Raw genomic sequence first — 4064 nt, forward strand, 5'->3', positions numbered from 1 at the left:
GTGGCGGGGGGCATGCTCTTCACCTTCGGGAACTCTCTGCGGGTGGCGCAGATACGGCGGGACCCGCAGGCTTCTGCAGCCTGCGGGTCCCTTCAGTCACGTTGGTCGCCGACCGGAAGCCGGCGCAGCGTCACGCAGCCTTGGGCGCGTTGACGTCGCTCGGCAGGGCCTTCTGCGCGACCTCGACGAGCGCGGCGAACGCGTTCGTGTCGTTGACGGCCAGCTCGGCCAGGATCTTGCGGTCGACCTCGACGTTCGCGGCCTTCAGACCCTGGATGAAGCGGTTGTACGTCATGCCGTTGGCGCGGGCAGCGGCGTTGATGCGCTGGATCCACAGCTGACGGAAGTCACCCTTGCGCTTCTTGCGGTCGTTGTAGTTGTAGACCAGCGAGTGGGTGACCTGCTCCTTGGCCTTGCGGTACAGACGCGAGCGCTGACCGCGGTAGCCGGAGGCCTGCTCGAGGATCGCCCGGCGCTTCTTGTGGGCGTTGACTGCCCGCTTGACGCGTGCCACTTGATTAACTCCTTGTAGCGGGGCCGTGGTGGTGCTCGCACGGCCCGGAAACGAATGGGTCCCGGTCCTGACGTAAGGCGCGCTGGATCAGAGGATCACGCGCCGCCGCGTCACTTGCCGAGAAGCTTCTTGATCTTCGCGGCGTCGCCCGGGGCCATCTCGGCGTTGCCGGTGAGGCGACGCGTCACACGGGACGACTTGTGCTCGAGCAGGTGGCGCTTGCCGGCGCGCTCACGGAGCACCTTGCCGGAGCCGGTGACCTTGAAGCGCTTGCTGGCACCGCTGTGCGTCTTGTTCTTCGGCATAGCGCCGTTCTCTCCTCGTGGGTGGCGCTCCGGTGCCCGGTTGCGAGAACCGGGCACGGTGGAGCGTCGCTCTTGTATCGGTTACATCCTGGGACGCGCGTCCCAGGGGGGGTCACGCCTCGGCGGGCTCCTCGGCCGGTGCCTCGGCGTCCGCGGTGTTCTGCGAGCGACCGGGGTTGGCCTTCGCCTCGGCCTTGCGGGCCTCCTGCGCCTGGCGGGCCTCGGCCATCGCCTCGGTCTTCTTCTTGTGCGGACCGAGAACCATGATCATGTTGCGGCCGTCCTGCTTCGGGTTCGACTCCACGAAACCGAGGTCCTGGACGTCCTCCGCGAGCCGCTGCAGCAGCCGGTAGCCCAGCTCGGGCCGGGACTGCTCGCGACCACGGAACATGATCGTGATCTTGACCTTGTCGCCCTGCTTGAGGAACCGGACGACGTGACCCTTCTTGGTGTCGTAGTCGTGCGGGTCGATCTTCGGCCGGAGCTTCATCTCCTTGATGACCGTGTGCGCCTGGTTCTTGCGCGCCTCACGGGCCTTCATGGCCGACTCGTACTTGAACTTCCCGTAGTCCATGAGCTTGCACACGGGCGGACGGGCGTTCGCCGCGACCTCGACCAGGTCCAGGTCGTACTCCTGCGCAAGCTCCAGTGCCTTCGCGAGCGGCACGATGCCGACCTGCTCGCCACTGGGACCGACAAGTCGCACCTCGGGAACGCGAATCCGGTCGTTGATGCGGGGCTCGGCGCTGATGGATCCTCCTCGGTAGCACCACGCGACGGTCTGGCGGACAGCCGCGTACGTCTGTGATTCGTTAGACCTAACCGCGCCGAAGCAGTAAAAATGCCCCGGACGATCACAGGCGGGGCTCCTCGAACTACCGGAGCAACCGCCGCGAGGACCGCGGGGCGCACTTTCGGGCGGGCCGCCACCACTGGGGTGGGACCGCCTGACCGGTGACCCGCCGCCCGGAGGGCGGTCAGGTGGGAGTTCGAAGCCTCCACTTGTGGGCCGGGCTCGTGCGTCGTGTGACATGCGGGTCCGACCGGTCGTCATACAAGGTTAGCAGCAACGGGTGGGAACGGCTAATCGGGACCGGACGGGGCTTGGTGGGGCGGACGTCCGCCCTGCCCCTATCGTGTGGGGCATGAGTGAGACCCCCTCCGAGAGCTCCGAGAGCTCCGAGACCCCCGACTTCGACGCCATGACCCGCGACATCGCCGAGGTTCCGGCGGTCGAGGTGATCGTGACGGTCGCCGTCAACCTGATGAGCGCCGCCGCCGTGAAGCTCGGTCTGACCGAGGAGGGCGACAAGCACAAGGACCTGGACGGGGCGCGCAAGCTGGTGACCGCGCTCGCCGGGCTGCTGGACGCGAGCACGACCGAGATCAGCTCCTTCCACGCGGCGCCGCTGCGGGACGGGCTGAAGTCGCTGCAGCTGGCGTTCCGCGAGGCGTCGGTCGTCCCGGACGAGCCGGGCCAGGGCCCGGGCGAGAAGTACACCGGGCCGGTCTACGGCTGATCCGCTCCCCCGTCCCTACTCCTTCGCGGCCTTCGCGTCCTTCGCACCCTTCACGTACAAGGGCTCGCCCGGCGGCGTGGCCCCGGCCGGCAGCAGTGCCAGGTCGAGGCCGCGCACCAGGCGGGCCCTCAGTGTGTCGCTGGCGGCGAGCCGCTCGGCGACGGCTCGGACGGCCTCGGCGGGGGCGGCGGTGGCGGACGGGTCGAGGACCAGGGCGAGGGTGCCGTCGGCCCGGCCCGGTCCGAGGTGGGCGCGCAGCACGGCGGGCTCGGCGGCGACGGCCTCCCGTACGGCGGTGACGACGGCCGGGTCGGCCAGCGGGTCCGTCGTCGTACGGCCCTCGGCGAGGGCGAGCAGCGCGGGCCCGGTCAGCTCGAACGGCACCGGTCCGGCCATGTCCAGCACCACGGTGTCCGCCTTCTCGTGCGCGGCGGCCTCCAGGGCCTGGTGCAGGGGTACGGCGACGGGGCGGGCGTCCGGGTCCCAGCGGGCCAGGGAGTCGGTGGAGGTGAAGGCGGGCAGGGCGGTGCGCCGGCCGGCCTTCAGGGTGGGTACGGCCATGTCGCTGGTCTTCTCGCGGCGCAGCCCGTTCTCGTCCTCCTCCACCTCCCCGAGGACGGCCACGACGGGGACGAGCAGCCGGGCGCCCTTGAGCGCCCGCAGGACGGGTTCCACGGCGGTGCGGTCCTCGGCCCAGGCGGCGAGTGCCGCGCTCAGCCGGGGGTCGGCGGAGCCGTCGTCTTCGGCGAAGGGGGAGGTGGGGATGTTCTTCTTGGCCACGGTCCTCGACCCTATCGGCAGGGTGCGCGGTGTTCTCAGGGAGGCGGCGGTGGAGGCGGTGTCGGTGGCGGTGTGCGGTGTCGGCCCCGGACGGAGCTTCGTGTACGGCGACGGCGCGTACGAGACGGCGAGCATCGTCAAGGTCGACATCCTGGCGGCGCTGCTGCTCCAGGCCGAGGACGCGGGGCGGCGGCTGACGGCGCGGGAACGGGCGTACGCCACCGCCATGATCGAGCACAGCGACAACGACTCGGCGACGGCGCTGTGGCGGAGCATCGGCGGGGCGGACGGGCTGGACGCGGCGAACGAGCGGTTCGGGCTCAGGGACACCGTCGGTGGCGACGGCACGCTGTGGGGTCTGACCCGGACCACGGCCGCCGACCAGCTCACCCTGCTGCGGCAGGTGTTCGGCGGTGACTCGCGGCTGAGCGAGGCTTCGCGGAGGTGTCTCCAGGGTCTGATGGGCCGGATCGCCGCGGGCCAGGACTGGGGGGTGTCGGCCGCGGCCGACGGCTCCGCGTGGGCCTTGAAGAACGGCTGGCTGCCGCGCGGCACGACCGGGCTGTGGGTGGTCAACAGCATCGGCCGTGTGACGGCCGGCGGCCACCACTGTCTGGTGGCCGCGCTGTCGAACGGCAGCGCGACGAAGGAGCGGGGCATCGCTCTGGTCGAGGCGGCGGCGCGGGAGGCGGTGTCGGCGTTCCGCGGGAGCGCGTCGCCGCGGGGCTGAGCGCTCCGCCGGCAGCACGGTGATGAACCTGCGGGCCGGTGGGGGCCGGCCGCGCCCACGAGGGGGTCCCCTGCTCGTCAAGAGCAGGGGGAGGAGCCGCACATCGATACAGCACAGCCCCGCGCCCCTCGCGGGGCCAGTGTCGCACCGGACTTCACCAAGGCTGCTCAGAGGCCGCCGGGCCCGCGAGGCGGGAAGCCGCCGGGGCCACGGGG

At 71.1% G+C, this 4064-nt stretch carries 6 protein-coding genes; 2 read left to right on the top strand and 4 right to left on the bottom strand.

Annotated elements, in window-relative coordinates:
* Positions 1-130: 130 nt before the first annotated feature.
* The 3 genes from rplT to infC form a co-directional block, all read right to left on the bottom strand.
* Positions 131-514, bottom strand: a complete 384-nt coding sequence (gene rplT, locus C1I97_RS32810) for a 50S ribosomal protein L20 (protein WP_073947459.1) — start codon at positions 512-514, stop codon at positions 131-133.
* Between the two features lie 110 nt (positions 515-624).
* Positions 625-819, bottom strand: a complete 195-nt coding sequence (rpmI, locus tag C1I97_RS32815) for a 50S ribosomal protein L35 (protein ID WP_016576627.1) — start codon at positions 817-819, stop codon at positions 625-627.
* Positions 820-931: 112 nt separating this feature from the next.
* Complete coding sequence (infC, locus tag C1I97_RS32820) at positions 932-1570, bottom strand: translation initiation factor IF-3 (protein WP_111006674.1); 639 nt, start codon at positions 1568-1570, stop codon at positions 932-934.
* A gap of 394 nt (positions 1571-1964) precedes the next feature.
* Here infC and C1I97_RS32830 point away from each other — a divergent pair, with 394 nt between their 5' ends.
* A complete protein-coding gene (locus C1I97_RS32830) occupies positions 1965-2339 on the top strand; it encodes a DUF1844 domain-containing protein (protein ID WP_111006675.1) in 375 nt (124 codons plus the stop codon).
* A gap of 15 nt (positions 2340-2354) precedes the next feature.
* Here C1I97_RS32830 and C1I97_RS32835 read toward each other — a convergent pair whose 3' ends face one another.
* Positions 2355-3119, bottom strand: coding sequence for an SseB family protein (locus C1I97_RS32835; RefSeq protein WP_111006676.1), 765 nt, complete (start codon positions 3117-3119; stop codon positions 2355-2357).
* Here C1I97_RS32835 and C1I97_RS32840 point away from each other — a divergent pair.
* Entirely contained in the window at positions 3103-3849 is a 747-nt protein-coding gene (locus C1I97_RS32840) for a serine hydrolase (RefSeq protein WP_111006677.1), read from the top strand. The genes C1I97_RS32835 and C1I97_RS32840 overlap by 17 nt on opposite strands.
* Positions 3850-4064: the final 215 nt, after the last annotated feature.

The organism is Streptomyces sp. NTH33 (assembly GCF_003236365.1).
Classification (GTDB): domain Bacteria; phylum Actinomycetota; class Actinomycetes; order Streptomycetales; family Streptomycetaceae; genus Streptomyces.